Source organism: Thalassovita mediterranea (assembly GCF_001458435.1).
In the GTDB taxonomy this organism is placed as follows: Bacteria; Pseudomonadota; Alphaproteobacteria; order Rhodobacterales; family Rhodobacteraceae; genus Thalassobius; species Thalassobius mediterraneus.
Window position 1 is genome coordinate 1 of the sequence record NZ_CYSF01000003.1, and the last position, 18,797, is coordinate 18,797.

Annotated in this window: 15 protein-coding genes and 1 pseudogene; 5 read left to right on the forward strand and 11 right to left on the reverse strand. The window is 57.0% G+C overall.

The window, feature by feature from the left end; all coding sequences use genetic code 11:
* The first annotated feature begins 21 nt into the window (after nt 1-21).
* A complete protein-coding gene (gene istA / locus TM5383_RS02215) occupies nt 22-1,521 on the forward strand; it encodes an IS21 family transposase (RefSeq protein WP_139246466.1) in 1,500 nt (499 codons plus the stop codon).
* The gene (istB, locus tag TM5383_RS02220) at nt 1,518-2,282 is read left to right on the forward strand and encodes an IS21-like element helper ATPase IstB (RefSeq protein WP_058317429.1); all 765 of its coding nucleotides are present in this window, start codon (nt 1,518-1,520) and stop codon (nt 2,280-2,282) included. Before istA ends, istB begins: the two co-directional genes overlap by 4 nt.
* 47 nt (nt 2,283-2,329) lie before the next feature.
* Here istB and TM5383_RS02225 read toward each other — a convergent pair whose 3' ends face one another.
* The 4 genes from TM5383_RS02225 to TM5383_RS02240 form a co-directional block, all read right to left on the reverse strand.
* The gene (locus TM5383_RS02225) at nt 2,330-3,094 is read right to left on the reverse strand and encodes a helix-turn-helix domain-containing protein (protein ID WP_058317430.1); all 765 of its coding nucleotides are present in this window, start codon (nt 3,092-3,094) and stop codon (nt 2,330-2,332) included.
* Between the two features lie 208 nt (nt 3,095-3,302).
* Nucleotides 3,303-4,817 (reverse strand): tripartite tricarboxylate transporter permease, encoded by a 1,515-nt coding sequence (locus TM5383_RS02230; protein ID WP_058317431.1) that lies wholly within the window; start codon nt 4,815-4,817, stop codon nt 3,303-3,305.
* Between the two features lie 12 nt (nt 4,818-4,829).
* Entirely contained in the window at nt 4,830-5,312 is a 483-nt protein-coding gene (locus TM5383_RS02235; RefSeq protein ID WP_058317432.1) for a tripartite tricarboxylate transporter TctB family protein, read from the reverse strand.
* 266 nt (nt 5,313-5,578) lie between these two features.
* On the reverse strand, nt 5,579-6,568 hold the full coding sequence (locus TM5383_RS02240; protein ID WP_058317433.1) for a tripartite tricarboxylate transporter substrate binding protein: 990 nt from the start codon (nt 6,566-6,568) through the stop codon (nt 5,579-5,581).
* A gap of 109 nt (nt 6,569-6,677) precedes the next feature.
* On the opposite strand from TM5383_RS02240, the gene TM5383_RS02245 reads away from it, so the two are divergent.
* Genes TM5383_RS02245 through TM5383_RS02255 form a run of 3 tightly spaced genes read left to right on the forward strand, consistent with a single transcriptional unit; the run spans nt 6,678 to nt 9,702 of the window.
* Nucleotides 6,678-7,343, forward strand: coding sequence for a response regulator transcription factor (locus TM5383_RS02245; protein WP_058317434.1), 666 nt, complete (start codon nt 6,678-6,680; stop codon nt 7,341-7,343).
* Complete coding sequence (locus tag TM5383_RS02250) at nt 7,340-8,716, forward strand: sensor histidine kinase (RefSeq protein WP_058317435.1); 1,377 nt, start codon at nt 7,340-7,342, stop codon at nt 8,714-8,716. Before TM5383_RS02245 ends, TM5383_RS02250 begins: the two co-directional genes overlap by 4 nt.
* Nucleotides 8,686-9,702, forward strand: coding sequence for an ABC transporter substrate-binding protein (locus TM5383_RS02255; RefSeq protein WP_058317436.1), 1,017 nt, complete (start codon nt 8,686-8,688; stop codon nt 9,700-9,702). Before TM5383_RS02250 ends, TM5383_RS02255 begins: the two co-directional genes overlap by 31 nt.
* 122 nt (nt 9,703-9,824) lie before the next feature.
* Here the strand turns inward: TM5383_RS02255 and TM5383_RS02260 are convergent, their stop codons facing one another.
* From TM5383_RS02260 to TM5383_RS02290, 7 genes and pseudogenes are all read right to left on the reverse strand, one after another.
* Nucleotides 9,825-11,300, reverse strand: coding sequence for a tetratricopeptide repeat protein (locus TM5383_RS02260; RefSeq protein WP_058317437.1), 1,476 nt, complete (start codon nt 11,298-11,300; stop codon nt 9,825-9,827).
* 373 nt (nt 11,301-11,673) lie between these two features.
* Nucleotides 11,674-11,961 carry a hypothetical protein gene (locus TM5383_RS02265; RefSeq protein WP_058317438.1) on the reverse strand — a complete coding sequence of 96 codons (288 nt, stop codon included), beginning with the start codon at nt 11,959-11,961 and terminating at the stop codon, nt 11,674-11,676.
* A gap of 388 nt (nt 11,962-12,349) precedes the next feature.
* Entirely contained in the window at nt 12,350-13,270 is a 921-nt protein-coding gene (locus TM5383_RS02270) for a glycoside hydrolase family 26 protein (RefSeq protein WP_231724998.1), read from the reverse strand.
* Nucleotides 13,271-13,326: 56 nt separating this feature from the next.
* Nucleotides 13,327-15,147, reverse strand: a complete 1,821-nt coding sequence (locus TM5383_RS02275) for a glycosyltransferase family 2 protein (protein ID WP_058317439.1) — start codon at nt 15,145-15,147, stop codon at nt 13,327-13,329.
* Nucleotides 15,144-16,127 carry a UDP-glucose 4-epimerase GalE gene (gene galE / locus TM5383_RS02280; RefSeq protein WP_058317440.1) on the reverse strand — a complete coding sequence of 328 codons (984 nt, stop codon included), beginning with the start codon at nt 16,125-16,127 and terminating at the stop codon, nt 15,144-15,146. Before galE ends, TM5383_RS02275 begins: the two co-directional genes overlap by 4 nt.
* Nucleotides 16,124-17,136: pseudogene (locus TM5383_RS02285) on the reverse strand (UDP-glucuronic acid decarboxylase family protein). Before TM5383_RS02285 ends, galE begins: the two are co-directional and overlap by 4 nt.
* A gap of 796 nt (nt 17,137-17,932) precedes the next feature.
* A complete protein-coding gene (locus TM5383_RS02290) occupies nt 17,933-18,742 on the reverse strand; it encodes an autoinducer binding domain-containing protein (protein ID WP_058317441.1) in 810 nt (269 codons plus the stop codon).
* Between the last annotated feature and the right edge of the window lie 55 nt (nt 18,743-18,797).

The following is an 18,797-nucleotide window of genomic DNA, read 5'->3' on the forward strand; positions in this document are numbered from 1 at the left end:
GGATTTCGGGAGGGCTTGGGGATATACACCGTGGACTTGTATTTGAAGGTGCGTCACGCTCATTTCCAGGATGGATTGAGCGGGCGTCAGATTGCCCGGGATTTTGGGATCAGCCGGGACAGTGTTGCGAAGATGTTGGCCTATTCGGAACCGCCGGGATATCGGCGGACAGCGCCGATCAGGCGCCCGAAGCTGGATGCGTTCACCAGCCAGATGGACCAATGGCTTGCTGAAGACAGGAGCCGCCCTCGCAAGCAGCGTCACACCGCCAAGCGTATTTTCGAGCGGTTGCGGGACGAGTGCGGTTTTGATGGCAGCTACACCATCGTCAAGGATTACGTTCGAGACCGGAAGCGGACCGGCAAGGAGATGTTCGTGCCGCTGAGCCATCCGCCCGGTCATGCACAGGCCGATTTTGGTGAAGCGCTTGTCGTGATCGGCGGCGTCGAGCAGAAGGCACACTTCTTTGCCCTCGATCTGCCGCACAGCGACGCATGCTACATCCGGGCCTATCCTGCGGCCAATACCGAGGCGTGGCTTGACGGCCATGTCCATGCCTTTGCGTTCTTCGGCGCGGTTCCCCAGTCGGTTCTTTATGACAATGACCGCTGTCTGGTGGCCCGGATTCTGCCGGATGGCTCCCGGCAAAGAACCCAGCGGTTCAGCGCGATGTTGTCGCATTACGTGATCCGGGACCGCTATGGCCGTCCCGGCAAGGGCAATGACAAAGGGGCCGTGGAGGGGCTGGTCGGCTACGGACGTCGCAACTTCATGGTGCCGATCCCGTCCTTTCCGGACTGGCACGCGTTCAACGCTCACCTGGAAGAGCAGTGCCGCAAGCGCCAGGGTGATGTTCTGCGTGGCCACAAGGTCAGCATCGGGGAACGGCTGAAGGCCGATCTCGCGGCGATGCGGGATTTGCCCGGCACCCCCTTTGAGGCCTGTGAGTTGCAAAGTGGCCAGGTCACATCGACATCGGTGGTGCGTTATCGCGGCAATGATTACTCGGTGCCGGTTGCCTACGGCCACCGTGCGGTCTGGATCAAGGGCTTCGTGACCCGGGTTGTCATCGGCTGCGGCGCCGAGGTGATCGCTGAGCATTCGCGCTCCTATGACACCGGCGACATGGTGTTTGATCCACTGCATTACCTGGCGCTGATCGAACGCAAGATCATGTCCTTCGATCAGGCCGCGCCTCTGCAGGGCTGGGAGTTGCCCGAAGCGTTCAAAACCCTGCGCCGACTGCTGGAAGCCCGGCAGGGAAAGGCCGGCAAGCGCGAGTATGTGCAGGTCCTGCGCCTTCTGGAGCGCTTCGAGATTGACGTGCTGCATCTTGCCGTCAAAGATGCCCTGCGAATGGGAGCGGTCAGCTTCGATGCAATCAAGCACCTGATCTTGTGCAGGGTCGAGCAAAGGCCTCCGAGGCTGGATCTGGATGTCTATCCCTTCCTGCCCAGAACCAACATCACCACCACCTCCGCCGCATCCTACATGAGCCTGCTGGCAGGAGGTGGGGCATGACGGATGCACCCGAACTGCTGCTGGCCCACCATCTCAAAACGCTTCGGCTGCCCACGTTCCTGCGTGAACATGACAAGCAGGCCCGTATCTGCGCCGCTGAAGGCGTAGATCACGTGCGTTACCTGGCCCGGCTGACCGAGCTGGAACTGATCGACCGGGAACGGCGCATGGTGGAACGCCGGATCAAGGCCGCAAAGTTCCCGACCATCAAAAGCCTGGACAGCTTCGACTTCAAGGCGATCCCGTCGCTCAACAAGATGATGGTGCTGGAGCTGGCGCGCTGCGAATGGATCGAACGCAAGGAGAATGTGATCGCGCTCGGTCCCTCCGGCACCGGCAAGACCCATGTCGCCCTCGGGCTGGGACTGGCTGCCTGCCAGAAAGGATTGCCTGTCGCCTTCGTGACCGCCGCAGCCCTCGTGCACGAGATGATGGAGGCCCGCGACGAAAAACGCCTCCTGCAACTCCAGCGCAAACTCGCCAAGGTCAAACTGCTGATCATCGACGAGCTGGGATTCGTCCCCTTGAGCAAAACCGGCGCCGAGCTTCTGTTCGAGCTGATCTCACAGCGCTACGAGCGAGGGTCGACCCTGATCACAAGCAACCTGCCCTTCGAGGAGTGGACCGAAACCTTCGGCACCGAACGCCTGACCGGCGCGCTGCTGGACCGGCTGACACACCACGTCAACATCCTCGAGATGAACGGCGAAAGCTACCGCCTCAATCAAAGCCGCGCCCGCCTCGCCGCCGCTAACAAATGAACCTCACAGAATTGGCCTGACGGCCAATGCGCCTTGGACCGGGCTTGCTATATGAGGGCCGCACGCTCCAAGGCGCTCGCCCCAAACTGGCCGACTTTTGCTCCGCCACAATGGCCGAATTTTACTCCGCCGTTGACAGCAGTCAGGTAACTGTTACGCGACAGATGTTTAAGCACGTTCAAAAACCGTCCAAAATCCCAAAACAGCCCCTTTCGGGTGATTGTAAAACGCTTCCCTTCCTGAGCCGCATAACCGGATGCCTTCAGGACATTTAATTCGCGATGCACTGTCTGATACGCAACCCCCGAATAGTCGCTGATTTCTGAAATCGTCCAACCATCCGGCTTTGGGAGATAAATCAAAACATCGGCAACGGCACTTTGAGACAGGGTATGGCGCAGGGTCCGCACCACCCGATCCAGATCACAAAACACCCGCATGAACTGTTTTACCGGCTGTTTGTAGGTCGTCTGACCAAAGGTCTTCAGGGTTTGGCGCATATCGCGGTCCAAATAAGACCAGAATTGCTTGAACGTGCACCACGCCGCAAATTGCCCTTTTGGTGTCAGCGACCAGCCCTGTTTGGCACATCCCTCCTCCTCCAAGGCGCGTAGGGTTGACCGGATCGTAGATCGGTCAATCGACAGAGCCTCCGACAGTGCTGAAATGCTCCACGCGCCTTCGTTCACTGCCATGAGCCAAAGGGTGGACACCGTTGCCCGCGTCCGATCCAGACGCGTGATCGCATAAATGATAGAGACGGTGGCCGCACCAAGCCTTTGGCGTTTGGCCCCAATTTCGCGTGATTTCATACATGCGGTGGTCGCATAGTTTCTTCCCATATCTCAATGAAAAACATAAAGATTACGCCGCGAAAAGCACTCCGAATGCTCTTTTGTGCGCCGCACAAGCGACGCCGGCATGAGGACGACGATGGCGACATCAGATGTTCAACGCTGCAAATCGAAATTGCGGGCGGCCAGATCATCAAACCCTCTGGCCGCCCGCCAACTATACGCCTCAGTCGCCTTCTGCCACACCCTGCGCGCGGGCCTTGGCACGGCGGGCGCGGTAGCTGGGAACAACCACCAACAACACTGCAATCACCAGTAGGCCAAGTGTCATCGGCCGATCGACAATGAAGCCAATCCCATCATACAGCTGCATCGAACGGGAGAAGTTATCCTCCAGCATTCCCCCCAGAATGAAACCAATCAACAGCGGTGCCAGCGGATAGTCCGCAAACTTCAAAACCGTCGCACAAATTCCCATTCCGACAAGGATCAACAGCTCTGTCGCATTGTTCTGCCCGATGTAACTGCCCATCAGGGTAAAGAACAAAATGAACGGGATCAGATAGTTGCGCGGGATAGACAGCACTTTGGCGATGTACGGGATCAGTGGTAGGTTCAGGATCAACAACACCAGATTTCCAATGTACATCGAAATGATCACCGCCCAGAAGATCTGAGGTTCGTCGATCATCAGACGCGGCCCCGGCGTGACATTCAATGCAATCAACGCCCCCAGCAGGATCGCAGTTGTGCCCGACCCCGGAATACCCAACGTCAGCAGCGGCACAAAGGACCCGGTGCAGGCCGCATTGTTTGCCGTTTCCGGCGCGGCCAGCCCCTTAATGGCACCTTTTCCAAACTCTGCCTGCTCTTCTTTGCTGGCAATGTTGCGTTCCACCGCATAGCCCAAAAATGACGCAATGGTCGCCCCTGCCCCCGGCAACACCCCGATAAAGAACCCCTGCACAGATTGGCGCCCGATGACCGGTGCGATCTTGCGCCCCTCTTCACGCGTGATGCGCAGGTTCTCGATCTTGCCACTGCTGCCCTGCGCAGACCGTTTAGGGTTCAACACCAAGAACAGCGCTTCTGGCAGGGCAAACATCGCCATCGCCAAGGTGATAAAGCTGAAGCCGGACTGCAAATCCATCAACCCCATCGTGAAGCGCGGCATGTTGAACAAAGCCCCTTCACCAACCGTGGCCATGACCAACCCCAAAAGGGTCATCAAAACCGCTTTGGCCACATTGCCCGTGCCAGCAAAGGCCGCAATCGCGGACAGACCCACCACCATCAGCGCAAAATACTCGGCCGAATGAAACAACAACGCCACGGTCGACAACATCGGCGCAAAGATCATCAACAACAGCGCCCCGATGCTGCCGCCCGCAAAAGACGCAATCGCAGCAACCGTCAGCGCTTTGCCCGCCTGCCCTTTGCGTGCCATCGGATAGCCATCAAAACTAGACGCAACCGTCCCCGCAACCCCAGGCGCATTCAACAGGATCGAAGAGGTCGATCCGCCAAAAATCGCGCCATAATACACCCCAGCCAGCAGAATAATCGCTGCCGAGGGATCACCAATGGTGATCGCCACCGGGATCATGATGGCAATGATCGACATCGGCCCCAGCCCCGGCAACATGCCGATAAACGTGCCAATCAGACAGCCCGCGATGACCATTAATAGGTTCTGGATTGAAAACGCAGCACCCAGTCCTATGAGAAGTCCCTCAATCATCTCAACACCTCCTCACGCGAAGAACGGCCAGGGCCGCAGAAAGATCCCCAGCACTTCGTCAACCAGATACCAGACCACAAAACTGGCAAGGGCCGCGACAGGCAGCAGGACGTGAAACTTGCGCTCACCAAGTGTGAAAGCACCGCACGACAGAAAGGCAAACGTGGCAAACAAAAAACCGGCTGGCCGCAGCAACAATGCGTAGGCCACCATCAACCCCAACAACGTCAGCGCCTGACCCAGATGGTAATCCCCCAACCGACGATAATCGATTTCGGGCTCTTTTTCGGTTTCTTGTGACTTTTCCAATCCCAGCAAAATGGCCAACGAAGTCAAAACTGTCAGCACCGCCAAAACCTTGGGAAAGGTAGACGGCCAAATCGGATTGCGTTGCATGAACGGCGGCAACGAAGCGTCCATAGTGAAGAACGCGGCATACCCATAGGCAAGTGCGGCGCACAGAATGACAAATGATACCCAGCGGTCCAAAGCCATCGGGATCCTCCCTTTTTCGGATAGTCTCAGGGGCGTTGCCCCTCTTGAGCCCTTGGCTCAATTCACCCCAAGGTATTTTGGGCAAGAGGAAAGAGTTTCTTAACTTTCATTGGTTTAAGATCGAGCCACGGAACAGGCTGAGGAGCCGATGACCGTGCAAGGGGAAGGTATTGCCTTCCACATGGGGAGGGCGCTGCGCTCTCCCCTTCCTCTTGCGATAAATACCTCGGGGAGCGCGAGGGGCAGCGCCCCTCGCACCTCTTTGATCAGAGGAAGCCCAGCTTCTTCATCAGATCGCCAATGACCTTCTCTTGCCCTTCCAGAAAGGTTTTGAAGTCGTCACCGGAGTTATGGATGTTCACCCAACCATTCCGGGCGCGCACGGCTTCCCATTCCGGGGTGTCATACATTTTGGCAATCGCGTCTTGATACATGGCGAGCTTGTCATCAGGCAGGCCGGGCGCTGCAAAGAAACCACGCCAGTTGACGAAGGTGGTGTCGATGCCCTGCTCTTTCATCGTCGGCGCATCATAGGCCGCCACGCGTGCGTCTGCAGTCACCCCGAGGATTTTCACCTCACCCGCATCCGCAAGCGCGACCGCTTCGGAGAAGCCTGTCGACAGGGCGGCAATTTCGCCGGACAGCAGGGCTGCCATTGCTTTACCACCTGCGTCATAGGGGATGTATTTCACGCTGAGCGCGTCTTTGCCTGCAGCTTCCATCACCATCGCGGCAACCAGATGATCCATGCCGCCGGGCACCGATCCCCCGCCAATTGCCGTACCAGACGCGTTTGCATCAAAGGCCGCCAGCAGATCGCTCATCGAATTCAATGGGCTGTCTTTGCCCACCACGATCGCGGCATAATCGCCAATGGTGCCCGAAACCAGCGTCAGGTCGCGGAAGTTATGGGGAAATACGCCAGTAAGTGACCGGATCACGATCGGGGTCGAGTTGACCATCAACGTGCCGTGTTGGCTATCGGCGTTTTCGATCAGGTAGCCAATTGCCTTGCCGCCGCCACCGCCGGACATGTTTTCATAAGAAGCGCTGCCCACCAGACCAGCAGCGGTCAGGGCTTCGCCGGTGCCACGCGCAGTGCCATCCCAGCCACCACCGGCCCCACCGGGGATCAGGAAGTGGATGCTATCAACGACCTTATGGCCATCAGCGGCTACGGGACCGGCAATTGGGCCAACCAGTCCGAACGCTGCGGCGGCTGCGATAAAGGCGCGACGGCCGAGTTTGAATGTCATGTGTTTTCCTCCCATTTGACATTGGCGGCGCTTGCCGCTCATGTCGGGAGAAGCTGACAACCCAAACTGACACAAAGCTGACACGACCATAAAACGGGCGAAAAAACTCATGCGGTTCCTCTTGATCGAAGACAACGCACAATTGGCCGAAGCTGTCATCGACAGGCTGATGCTGGACGGCCATGTTGTTGATCATGCGCCAGACATACAGACCGCCAAAGACTTCACAGCAACGACGTCTTATGATTTGATTTTGCTTGATATTATGCTGCCTGATGGCGACGGCCGGACCTTTCTGGCGCAGCATCGACAACAACAGGAAAGCACCCCTGTCATTGTCCTCACAGCACGATCAGAAGTTGCAGATCGCGTCGGACTGTTGGATCTTGGCGCGGATGATTACATGGTTAAACCGATTGATTTTTCCGAGCTGGAAGCGCGCTGTCGGGCGGTAATGCGGCGCCGTGGCGGGGCCGCACAAAACTTGTTGAGTTTGGGGAATCTGCATTTTGATTCGCATTCTGGTACACTGAAATTGCCGGATCAGGACGTGCAGCTGCGCCCCCGAGAACTGCGTTTGTTTGAGGTTTTCGCCAATGCACCGGGGCAGGTTTTTTCCAAATCCATGTTGGTCGACCGGCTATTTTCCTATGACGAAGACGTCACCGAAAATGCGATTGAAGTCTACATCGGGCGGCTGCGGCGGCATCTTGAAAGTTCGAGTGTAAAAATTACCACCATCCGCGGTCTTGGCTACAAACTGGACATCACATGAGGCGCGCCACCGCAAACGGATCTCTGCGCCGCAGGCTGTTGCTGTCCTTGTTGGCCAGCTCCGCTGTTCTGGCGATTGTGGTCTATTTCGTGGTGCAATCCGTCGCCCGTCAGGTCGCGCAGGACAGCCAAGACAACGTCCTGACAGCATCTGCCCTATCCATTCTGGATAGCGCCCGCCTGAGCAGTGGCGAAATTACGATCGACTTGCCCTATTCCGCCCTGTCCATGCTGGACAGCATTTCCGACGAGCGGGTGTTTTACGCCATCCGGCTGGAAGACACATTCCTCAGCGGCTATGCCGATCTGCCGCAGGCTGTCAGGTCGGGCGGCGCGGGCCCCGCCTATGTGTCCACAGTTTTTCTAGGCGAAGAGGTGCGGGTCGCAACCGTTGGCCGTCGGGTTTCCACCGACACAGGCCAGCGCTATCTGCATGTATCGGTCGCCCAGACGCTGTCTGGCCAGAAACAAGCGTTGGCGCGTATTTCGCGAACGTCGATGGGTATTGGGGCCGGGTTCTTTCTGGTGTCGGTGCTGTTGGCGGGCATTATTTCGCGTAGCACAATACGACCACTGGATCGGTTGACGGCGTCAATGTCGCGTCGTGGCCCCAGAGATTTGCGTCCCGTCGCAGCACCTGTTCCATCGGAAATGGTGCCCTTGGTGACATCGCTCAATTCCTTCATGCGTCGCCTGCATCAATCGCTTCGGCGGTCCGAAGACTTCATCGCCGAGGCCGCACATCGCGTGCGCACACCACTGGCCGTGGTTCGCACCAAAGCCGAGGTTGCAGAACGCAAGTCTACAGATCCCGAAACACGCAAGGCGCTGACAGAAATGATCCGTGCCATAGACGACAGTTCACGCACCGCAGGACAGCTGCTGGATCATGCGATGGTGACCTTTCGTCTGGACCACCTGACCCGCGAAGAAATCGCCCTGCACCGATTAGTCGAAGAAAGCGTCGAGCGGACGCGCCCGACATCGGAACTCAAGGATATCACCCTCGATATTGCTGATCTGGATACCGCGACGGTCAAGGGCGACCCGATTTTGGTGCAGAATGCCTTGTTGAACCTACTGGATAATGCCGTCAAATACGCCCCCGCCGGTGCTGACATCAAGGTGGCGCTAAATGCTGGACCACAGGATGCGGTGATCCGCGTGACTGACACCGGACCGGGGTTCCTGCCTTCGGAACTGAGCGCATTGCCCAAGAGGTTTACCCGTGGGGCCAACACCCAGTCGATTGTCGGATCAGGTCTTGGATTGACCATCGCCAAAGAGGTGATCGAGGCGCACGGTGGCACCCTCAAAATCGCCAATACAACAGGAGGCGGCGCATGCGTCAGTTTGCTCTTTCCATTGTCCTAATGCTGTCAGCCAGCTGGGCCAGCGCGTTCGAAGCCGAAAACGTCGCGTGGTTCGGCCCCAAAGATAGCGAACGGGTGCTGCGGATCATTTCAACAGCGGACATCGCGTTTTTCGAACCGATGATCGCCTCTTTTCTGAACGCCACCCCCGGAGTTGCGATCGACTACACCGTTGCAAGTTCAACCGAGCTGCAAAAAGCGATTATCGAAGAACGGCAGTCCTTTGATCTGGTCGTCTCCAGCGCAATGGATCTACAAACGAAACTGGCCAATGATGGATGGGCACGCCGCTACACTTCGGACGCCACCAGCGCTTTGCCCAGTTGGGCGGTTTGGAACGACATGCTGTTTGCCTTCACACAGGAACCGGCGGCCATTGTGGTGTCAAAGACCGGTTTGGGTGATCTGCCGATCCCGCAGACCCGCAACGACCTGATCAATCTGTTGCGCCAGCATCCGGATGTGTTTCGCGGTCGCACTGGCACCTATGACGTGCGCCAGTCGGGATTGGGCTATCTGTTTGCCACACAGGACACACGGGCATCAGAAATCTACTGGCGCTTGACCGAGGTTATGGGCGGACTGGATGTGCAGCTGTTTTGCTGTTCTTCGGATATGATTGATGCAGTGAAATCCGGTGAGTTGTTAATTGCCTACAATGTACTGGGCAGCTACGCGATCAACCGCCCAGATCATCAGGATTATGCCATCATACTGCCCTCTGATTTCACGACAGTTATGCTGCGCACCGCGCTGATCACCAGCACCGCCCAATCGCCGGAACTGTCGGGCCGTTTTATTGATCACCTACTGGCCAAATCACACGGGCCCAATGCCGCTCCACTGACCAGCAGTGAATTAGACCTTGGCCGTGTGGAACCATCGCTGAACCGGATCAAAATTGGCCCCGGTCTGTTGGTGTTTCTGGATCAGTTGAAAAAAACGACTTTTCTATCGGAATGGGAAAGCGCGATCTTTCAGAACTAAAGCACCAAGGCCACTGCGCCCCAAAACGCGGGCACCCGGCGGGCGCGCGACGTAAACACCAGCGGTCTGCCGGAACGCTCTGGGGAAGACGTCCGACAGACCGCCCTTGGCTGCGTCTGCGCTTAGCGCGACATTAACGCAGCAACCCGGTTTGGATGCAAAACTGTATTTCCGCACAGCGACGTATCACGCAGCCCCTGACAGGCCGCCCGTAATGCGCGCAGTGTTTTTTCCGTTGCCAAACCATCAATCGGCCCAGTGTAACGACCTGCGGCGCGCAATTCGTCCTGCAACATGTAGACAACGAAATTTGGATTGGCAGCGAACATATCCTGCGAGAACTGAAAGGTTTTCAGCTCTGGCTGGACTTCATATCGGCGTGCCAGCGTGCGGAACTTGGGAATTGTCGCGACCTCGGCGGCATCGATCGACAATTCCAGATGCGCCCGTTCGGTTGGCGACAGAAAACTGTCGTAGCGATCCAAATAGGCACGGGCACGGTCCGGCTGTTTGCGGATGTTCCATTTATTGCCGTTGCGCACCTGACCGATCAAAAACCACAAGGCGTCACGATTGCCAGTGTCAGCGGCCAATTCAAGGATCTTGATCGCCTCGGGCCCACTGGCGCGCATACTGATCCCCCAAATTCGGCGCTGGGCCTCCATCACGGCAACATCTGTTTGCCCTGCTGCACGGGCCAGTTCAGCATAACCGTCGAATTTGGCGCGTGATCGTCCAGGCAGGTAACCCCACATCGCACCGCTGGCCAGCGTCGACCAGGCAGATCCACGCCCAAGTTCGCCGGCTTGCTGCAGATAGCGTTCAGCCATCTGTGGGGATTGTTCGGCCCACATCATTCGCGCGCCCAGCCATTCCAAACCGGCCCCGTCACCAGCCGCAGCGGCCTGTTGAAACAAACCAAGCGCTCGTTTTCTGTCGCGTCCAACTGCGGTCCCGTCATAGAGAAAGGTTCCCAGCGCCACCAACGCAGCGCTGTCACCAGCAGCCCCCGCCTGTTCAAGCAGGCTCACCCCACGCGGTGCGTCACGGTCAAAGGCAGTTCCCAGAACCAGTTGCCGCCCCAATTCCCGCTGGGCGGCAGTGTTTCCACCGGCTGCGGACTGTTCATAAAGTGACTGCGAGCGTCCTGTGTCGCGGTCAATATTCACCCCCCAAAGGAGCGCACCAGCAAGTGTTTTTTGTGCCTCGACGTCGCCAGATTTAGACGCCATTTCAAGAAGTTGAACACCCTTCTTCTGGCGATTTGCATCGACATCGAATAACAGGATAGCCCCCAACGCCGACTGCGCTGGAACATGCCCCGCATCAGCGGCCTGCTGCATCAATTGAAGCCCCTGCTGCGGATCGCGATCGACCCCGCCAAAGCCATAGTAATAGGCCTGCCCCAATTGGAGCAGCGCCTGCGGATCGCTTTGAGCGGCGCTAGACGCGCTGCTGCCACTTGTTTGTTGCGACAACGCAAGCGGCGCGGTCAACAACAGCGCCGCCGTTGCAATAGCGGCCCAATGCCCCACCGATTTAACTGTTGTTTGATACCGTTGTTGACCGGGCAATGAACCCGTTTGACGTGTAGACATTATAACCTCCCGTCTTGCAGCCCCAACTGTCAGACGCACGTCTTCTGAGAACCGAAACGCAGGGCGTTCGGCGTCGGACAAAAGGGGCAACAAAGGCCTGTGTTCAGGGTCAAACTGCCACTGTCACACTGGCAGACCATCCCCCGCGCAAGCACAACAGGTGCCCGCAGAAACTCCCGGGGGTTTGCAATTCAATTTGCAGTTTTCAACATGTAATGATGAATTAGCTTACCATGCGTAAGCTATGATTAAAAACGATAATTGGGAATATTTAAGAAAAAACGACCACAATCGCAACATCCCCACCAGATCGAGGGATGTCACGACTTGCAGCCGTTAATTTTGCGTCAAACAAACTGGTCTGACGTGCGTTTCAGCGTGCGTAGCACTGCGACCGTTGGCCCGATCCCGCAGGGGAACACACCCAGGCACCATTGCCAAAACGGGCGGAACGTGCTGCCAGCACTTTACGCTCGGACGGGGTCATGGCCGATGCCACACGGGTGACGTCCGCACTGCGCAGCCAATCATAACTCAACCTTTGCGTGTTGATCTTGCCATGCTGAGCAGGACTGTTTCCCGCCGCAGCGACAGGGCGAGCCAGGACAAGTGCCGCCATCAGTACAGCAGCAGTTTTTTGGGTCTTCATCTTCAGCGTCATTGGGGTCTCCGCTTCGATAGGCCAAACAAGACCGGTCCCACAAATGGGGTTATCAGTTCATTTTGGAAGGCTGTTCTGCCAGTCTTGCCTGTGTTCAGTTCATTGCCTCTGGTCCGCTTATACAAGAAAGCGGTTGGATACATAATCCACCTACAAAGGATGTCATGCAAAAGTGGCGATAACGTGACCACCTTGCATCACGCGCGAAAACGCTAGCACGATGAAGATTACAGTTTCATTAATCCATACGGAGGATTAGCGACCTCTTTTGACTTACCCCCCAAACCAAAGAAGATAAGCGCATTTTTGCCAGATCGCTGGACCACAAAAAAACGGGCGCCACGGTAGGTGGCACCCGTTTGTTTCAAACACGATCAACAATTGAAATTCATTCGACCCTTTCGTTGATCCGCCAGTCCGGCAGGCCGAATCCATCGGGCCAAGGGTAGACCTCGGTTTGATTGAAATAGATGACACCGACCAGCGACGGGAATTGCGGATAGACCTGACGGACCTCTTGCTCCCATTTCTGGACATAATCTGCATCCCCGACGTAGCCCAATTCGGCCACGACAACGGGTTTGCCAAATTGCACAGCACGTTCATAGCGCGGGGTCAGGATATCGACGAAACTGCGGGCATTACCAAATTCGGCCTCTTCCCAGCGCTGCAGACCAAAGACCGAAACGCCGACCAGATCCACGTAGTCATCGCCCGGGTGATACTCCGGCAGGTTCTCAAACCCCAAAGGCGACCACATCACATCAATCTGTGGCGCCTCTTCGCGGCAGATGTCGACAACGCGGCGGAAACCAGCGACATAGTCGTCCGGTTCCCACTTGGCCCAGATAAACTGACCACTGAAATCATCCATCTCTTGCGCCCAGCGGATGGTCACCGGACTTTCCATTGTGCCAAGAACCGCACAAATCGCCCGCATATATCCGTCGTAATCCCCAGACAGCAGGCTGTTGCGCAGATAATCGGGCGAGTTTCTTTCGCTGACGTTCCAGGTCCACGGCTCAATCGTGGTCAGGATCGCACGGTTGCGCTCCTGGGCGTAGACATCTGCATCAATCAAACTGGGCAAGAAGACGTCTTCCCACGGCAGGAACAAATGTTCGATCGACACCTCAGCATCATTGGCGAAATCGCCGCCGGGATCATAGGCACCGAAAGGCATATCGCCGGGCGGTGCCGCGTTGGTGGAATTGGGCATAACGGGGGACAGGATCAGCCCTGCAAAAAACATCATTTGCAGGAGTTTGCCTGACCAGCGCATACTGCGTGGATCGCGATGATAGGTCATTTTCTCCTCCTTTAAATTTTGACGCCGCGGGGACTACCCCAATGAATGACGGCGAATTAGTTCCACGAAAAATCAAACTCGTAGCGCAGGGATCCAGTCGCCTGGCCCGCACCGGACACATTGAACCGGGTTTCGACCACCCGCACAGGCCCAAGCCCCGCAGTGATCGCATGCACACCCTGCGCACCGCGCAGTGCCGTCGCCTGTGTGGCCAGCGATATCAGGATCAAGACAGCCGCTATCTGCGCCACCGCCGTGACCGGCAAACTGCGCAGACGCATTCCCTGTTCCTGAATGTGTTTTAGAACCACCACCAAAAACAGCGCCGAATACAGCACCGCGTTAAGCAGTGCCAAAACGTAAAACCCAGCTGCCTCGCGCACGTCATCCACCGCCAGCACCACCCAAAGCGCCATGAAAGCCAGCGCGAAACTGGGCAGGATCGCCCGCCATGGCAACGGTTCGGCCTCATCTTTGCCTTTGGGTGTGATGCGGAAATCGACGAAACGGCCTGTTAGATGATCAAACACCGCCACCAGACAGCCCCACAGGACCCACGGCCACTGCGCCAACGGAAACAGCAACTTTTCCCAGCACAGCACCCGCGCATCAAAGGGGCGGAACAATCTATCATGGCGGAACATGGCCGCGATCAGGATCAGGCTGACGCCTGTGGGCAGACTGTGCAACAGGAACTGCGGATAAGTCACATCGGCCCAGCGGACATCAAACATCAGCGCCAGAATGGGCAGCGCAAAGGTTGCGGCCATGAACAGGGCAAAGATCGGATACCACATCTGACTAAAGACAAACTGGAACTTCAGCGCCCGTGGCAATGCGCTGTAGTAGTTTGAGGTATAGCGCAGCAGCAGGCTCAGCAGGCTGCGCGACCACTGGAATTCCTGCGTGATCATATCGGCAAAGGTTCGCGGCCCGTCCCCTTCGGCAATGGCGTCAAGGGCATGCACCCCACGCCACCCGCCTGCGTTCAGGATCATCGAGGTAGAGTGATCTTCGGCCAGTTCGGGCCCCAGACCGCCGACATCATGCAGCGCCTTGGTGCGCACTGCGTAATGCGATCCGATGCACATGGTGGCCCAACCACCCGTGTAGCCCGCCTGCATGGCCCCGTGAAACATCGCCTCGGAATGCAGGCGCGCGCGGGCCGCCCAACTGCCGCTGGCGTTGCTTGAACAGATGCTTGGGGCAGAGACATAGCCAACATCCGGGTCGGCAAAGGGGGTGAGCATCGCCTCCAGATAGCCCGGATGGGGCACATGATCGGCGTCCAATTGCACCACATAGTCGTACTGATCATAGCCGTAGTGGTCGTAGAAATAGCTAAGGTTGCCCTCTTTGCAGCGGGTGCGGCGTGGCCAGCTATCGCGATGATAATCGGCAACCCCCTTGCGGCTAGAGATTTTGACGCCATGCGCCTCACACCATGCAATGGTGTCGGGGGTTGGGTCCTCATCCGCCAGCCAGGTATCATGAGGCACGTTTTGTTGCAGCATTGCGGTCAGCGTTTTTTGCACCACCGACAGCGGCTCCACCGGGGTTTTGGTGACCACCATCGCCGCACGGAAATCCCCCAGATCAGCCAAAGTCGCGGTAACGCGGCGCGCCCGCAGGGCGAAGTACAGGAAATACCCCTGCAGGAAAGTCACCCAGAACAAGAGCGCTGTCAGAGACCAGAACCGCCAAGGCGACAAAATGTGATCCGGCGACAGCCACCAGACCCAGAAATAGCCCAGCGCCCCGAACCAGAACGCCAGTGCCACACGATACCGCCACAGGCGTGCGCCCTGCAGGATACGCGGGTTATAGGTATCTGCGACAGATCTTGGGTGCGCGTTGGTTTGGACGAGGTGGGTCATGACACATGCACCCCAAAACTGGGCGCTGCATCGCGCAAGATCGTTTCCAACTGACTATGACGCGCCTGAAAGCCAAGGAGATCGCGCGCGCGGTCCGGGTCCGCCACCAGAATGGGTGGATCCCCTGCCCTGCGATCCTCGAACACCACGGGCATCTTGCAGGTCGCCATCTGTTCGATCTTGTTGATGATCTCAAGCACAGAATGCCCGTGACCCGTTCCCAGATTGACCGATAGCGACTCTCCCCCTGATAGCAGGTGTTTCAACGCCGCCACATGTCCAACCGCCAAATCGGTGACATGGATGTAGTCACGCACACAGGTGCCATCAGGCGTCGCGTAGTCGCGTCCAAACACGCTGAACTGTTGCCGCTGCCCCGCAGCCGTCATCAATGCCAAGGGAATGATGTGGGTTTCAGGATCATGGCGTTCACACAGCTCTCCCTCGGGATCACATCCAGCCGCATTGAAATAGCGCAGGATCGCATGACGCATGCCGTTAGCACGCCCCACATCGCGTAGGATCTGTTCACAGGCCAGTTTGGTGCGCCCATAGGGGTTGGTGGGGGTTTGCAGCGTTTCCTCGCCAATCGGCTGATGGCTGGGCGCGCCGTAGGTGGCGCAGCTGCTGGAGAAGATCACCCGCGACACGTCGGCCTGCTGGCAGGCCTTCATCAGCGAGATCATCCCACCGACGTTGTTGTCGTAGTAGCGCAGCGGCTGCATCACCGACTCCCCCACATAGGCGGAGGCAGCGAAATGCATCACGGTTTCGATCTGGAACTGTTGCAACACCTCGGTAACGCGGTCGGTGTCACGCACATCTATCTGCACCAACGGTCCCCAGCGCACCGCCTCTTCATGGCCTGTGCTCAGGTCATCAATCACCAAGGGCTGAAACCCTTCGCGGGCCAGCTGTTTACACACGTGGCTGCCGATAAAACCGGCCCCACCTGTGACAAGGATGACCGAGGCACTCATTGTGCGGCCACGTGGTGTAGCTGGCCATTGTCCAGCTCTTTCAGGAAGGCGGCGATGGTCTGTTCCAACCCCTCATCCAAACCGACCCGCGGCGCCCAGCCCAACACCTCTTTGGCACGGGCAATACAGGGACGGCGGATCATCGGGTCATCCTGTGGCAGATCACAGAACACCAATTTTGACCCCGACCCCGTTTTGGCCAGTACGATCTCGGCCATTTCCAGAACGCTGTGTTCGTCGGGATTGCCGATATTCACCGGCTGGTGCCAATCTGGGCTGGCCATCAGTGCCATCAGCCCATCAATCTGATCCTCCACATAGCAGAAGGAACGCGTCTGCGACCCATCCCCATAGATAGTGATTGGTTCGCCCAGCAATGCCTCGACCACAAAGTTCGAGATCACCCGCCCATCATCAGGACGCATACGGGGCCCATAGGTGTTGAAGATACGGGCAATGCGTGTTTCCACCCCGTAGGCACGGCGGTATTCCAGGATCAGCGTCTCTGCGGCACGCTTGCCTTCGTCATAACAGGCACGCGGCCCATAGGTGTTGACGTTACCTTTGTAGTCTTCGACCTGCGGACTTTGCAGGGGATCACCATACACCTCGGAGGTCGAAGATTGCAGGAACCGCGCCCCCTTGAGCCGTGCCAGTTCCAGCAGGTTCTGCACGCCCAGATGTTGGTCTGGAAAGTGTGGATCGGGTCCAGCTGGTATTTGGGCGGCGAGGCCGCGCAGGCCATGTTGAAAATCTGATCAATCGGCCCAGCCAAAGCATCCCGCACCGGCAAGGGGTGCACGATGTCGTGGTTCAAATAGGTAAAATTTGGATGCCGCAGCAGGCCTGCCACATTAGACAGCCGCCCAGTCAGCAGGTTATCGACACAGATCACCCGATCACCTAACGCCAAGTGTCGTTCGCACAACCACGATCCCAAAAATCCGCAGCCCCCTGCGATCAGAACCGTTTTGGGCGCATCTGTTCTATATGTTTCGTTCAAAGTCATAATTGTCACCTCTCCCCCAGAGGAATCCCCCCTGTACGACGGCGGCTTCTTTGGCCCCGCAGTTAATTAAACTTGCCGACACGCGATCCTGCGACGGCTCAAACGCCGTGCTGCATGCCAATTGGTTTTGTCTTGTCTGGTCTTGGGACAGCGTTGGTTAATCACTGCCATTGGTGGTGTCGCCGTCAGCGAATGAAATACAGACGGCTTTGGCTGCGCAGCCCCTTAACGGCAGCTATCGCGCATTGCTGGAAGATGCTCACAAACCGGAAAACACACTCGAATAATACTCGTGACACCACACGCGGCCGGAACCATCCCGTCGACACACCACGCCAGACGGCCCAAACAGCCGGTACGGCGCAAAGCGACGGATGCCTAAATAGGCACAATCAGCCTGATAATTCGAAAGCGATCAAATCGCCTAAAACGGATGTCTTGCACTGCATCGACATCTCTTTTTGGCCTGCTCCTGCTCGAAACCGGTGAGGTTCACCGGCGACCCGTAGGTCCGTCCCAATGGAGCGTTTGTCAGGAACCAACACGGATGAAAACCCATCCCGTATCGCCCCCCGCGCATCGCCAAGAAAGGTATCATTGACCTTTACTGTGGCGGTAGGAACGCGAACTACATTACGCACATATCTGTCATTTTGCAAGTTTTAAGACAATTGCAACAACATACCGACATTTTTGCAAATCACGATACGCACTTAAAATTGCAAGATAAAAATACAATTCGCCACATAGATGGCGCGCAAGACATGTCTGATCACAGGCATAAGCCGTCCGGACATTAGCGACTGTGTCCCAGATCCAACTGCTGCGCCCAAAGGATCATATCGTCAGGCTCTGTGTGCTCTGGATGGGATAGCAGGCCCAGCTTGGCCGCGCGGTGAACGGTTTCCATATCATTGCGCGTCCCCAACGCCTGACGTACCCGCAGCATGTGGTTGTCGACGGTTTTGGGATTGTCGCGTCCGATTTCAAACAACACTTCTTTGACCAGCAGCCCCTGCGCACGCAGACGCAGCACGCGCAGGTTCATCTCGCTCAATCCCATCTGGCGCACCACCTCTTGCGACCAGTTGCTGCACCGATGCAATTGATTGGCCAGTGTTTCGATCACCGGACGGTCACGTTCAAAACGGGCGTCATGCTTTACGATATCCCCGCTGGGATCAAACAATCCCAAAATACCGCGCACACCGTTCGCCTCTAGCGGCAAGACAACACCAGCAGAAACGAAGTTCCGCACACCATCAATCACACGCGCGTAATTTGGTTGCAATTCGCCCTGATCCAGCAATGAATAGAAACTGGATTGCAAAATCGGTTTGCGGGTCAACGCCCCGACCAGCATCCCGAAATCGTCCTGTGCGAAGTTGTTCTGCTGGTAGATTTGGCGCCATTCATCCGGCAACCCGCTACGTTGTGACAGATGATTGTTGTGGATCGTATGTTTGCTGCGTGTATCCAGAAACAATCCGTAGTTCACACCGACATAGCCATATTCGGCCTCCATAAAGGCGGCGAACAGGCGGTACTTGGCATCCAAGGTCGGAGCCTCGGCGATTTGGGCCATCAGGTCGAAAGGCGCATACATCGGAAATTCAATCTTAAAACTGTCTCAAAAAGATATAAGCCGCACAGCCCACGTT

What these genes read in the sequence shown, in the direction of transcription:
- istB (WP_058317429.1), top strand. Translation starts at nt 1,518, where the DNA reads ATGACGGATGCACCCGAACTGCTGCTGGCCCACCATCTCAAAACGCTT.
- TM5383_RS02225 (WP_058317430.1), bottom strand. Translation starts at nt 3,094, where the DNA reads ATGAAATCACGCGAAATTGGGGCCAAACGCCAAAGGCTTGGTGCGGCC.
- TM5383_RS02230 (WP_058317431.1), bottom strand. Translation starts at nt 4,817, where the DNA reads ATGATTGAGGGACTTCTCATAGGACTGGGTGCTGCGTTTTCAATCCAG.
- TM5383_RS02235 (WP_058317432.1), bottom strand. Translation starts at nt 5,312, where the DNA reads ATGGCTTTGGACCGCTGGGTATCATTTGTCATTCTGTGCGCCGCACTT.
- TM5383_RS02240 (WP_058317433.1), bottom strand. Translation starts at nt 6,568, where the DNA reads ATGACATTCAAACTCGGCCGTCGCGCCTTTATCGCAGCCGCCGCAGCG.
- TM5383_RS02245 (WP_058317434.1), top strand. Translation starts at nt 6,678, where the DNA reads ATGCGGTTCCTCTTGATCGAAGACAACGCACAATTGGCCGAAGCTGTC.
- TM5383_RS02250 (WP_058317435.1), top strand. Translation starts at nt 7,340, where the DNA reads ATGAGGCGCGCCACCGCAAACGGATCTCTGCGCCGCAGGCTGTTGCTG.
- TM5383_RS02255 (WP_058317436.1), top strand. Translation starts at nt 8,686, where the DNA reads ATGCGTCAGTTTGCTCTTTCCATTGTCCTAATGCTGTCAGCCAGCTGG.
- TM5383_RS02260 (WP_058317437.1), bottom strand. Translation starts at nt 11,300, where the DNA reads ATGTCTACACGTCAAACGGGTTCATTGCCCGGTCAACAACGGTATCAA.
- TM5383_RS02265 (WP_058317438.1), bottom strand. Translation starts at nt 11,961, where the DNA reads ATGACGCTGAAGATGAAGACCCAAAAAACTGCTGCTGTACTGATGGCG.
- TM5383_RS02270 (WP_231724998.1), bottom strand. Translation starts at nt 13,270, where the DNA reads ATGACCTATCATCGCGATCCACGCAGTATGCGCTGGTCAGGCAAACTC.
- TM5383_RS02275 (WP_058317439.1), bottom strand. Translation starts at nt 15,147, where the DNA reads ATGACCCACCTCGTCCAAACCAACGCGCACCCAAGATCTGTCGCAGAT.
- galE (WP_058317440.1), bottom strand. Translation starts at nt 16,127, where the DNA reads ATGAGTGCCTCGGTCATCCTTGTCACAGGTGGGGCCGGTTTTATCGGC.
- TM5383_RS02290 (WP_058317441.1), bottom strand. Translation starts at nt 18,742, where the DNA reads ATGTATGCGCCTTTCGACCTGATGGCCCAAATCGCCGAGGCTCCGACC.